Here is a 437-nt window from a genome sequence, read left to right as displayed (position 1 = left end):
TGATGGAAATGAAAAAAGCCCTGCTATTTCTAGCAGGGCTTCTCAATAAGTGGCGGAGTGGACGGGACTCGAACCCGCGACCCCCGGCGTGACAGGCCGGTATTCTAACCAACTGAACTACCACTCCGCAGCGATATTTTTTGCTAAATAAAGTCTTATGGTTAGGTAGCTTTATTTAGTTTTGCCTTTAGATTTTTCAAAATCTAAAAACAAGTAAGCAAGCCTGGCGATGTCCTACTCTCACATGGGGAAGCCCCACACTACCATCGGCGCTATTGCGTTTCACTTCTGAGTTCGGCATGGRATCAGGTGGGTCCGCAACGCTATGGTCGCCAAGCAAATTCTTTCTCTCTATTTCTAGAGAATAATTCGGAAAGCTGTTTTAGTTCTTACACATTCAAATCTGTTCTTGCTTTGAGTCCATCAAAACCCCTTGG

1 tRNA gene and 1 rRNA gene are annotated in these 437 nt (G+C 45.2%); both read right to left on the bottom strand.

From position 1 onward, the window contains the following. Positions 1 to 50: 50 nt before the first annotated feature. Positions 51 to 127 (bottom strand) — tRNA-Asp (locus IRQ95_RS22020). 94 nt (positions 128 to 221) lie between these two features. Continuing rightward, positions 222 to 337 (bottom strand): 5S ribosomal RNA (rrf, locus tag IRQ95_RS22015). Between the last annotated feature and the right edge of the window lie 100 nt (positions 338 to 437).

This window comes from Vibrio fluminensis (assembly GCF_015278125.1).
Classification (GTDB): domain Bacteria; phylum Pseudomonadota; class Gammaproteobacteria; order Enterobacterales; family Vibrionaceae; genus Vibrio; species Vibrio fluminensis.
Note: the sequence above shows the minus strand (reverse complement) of the source record. Positions and strands in the feature narration are given on the sequence as shown.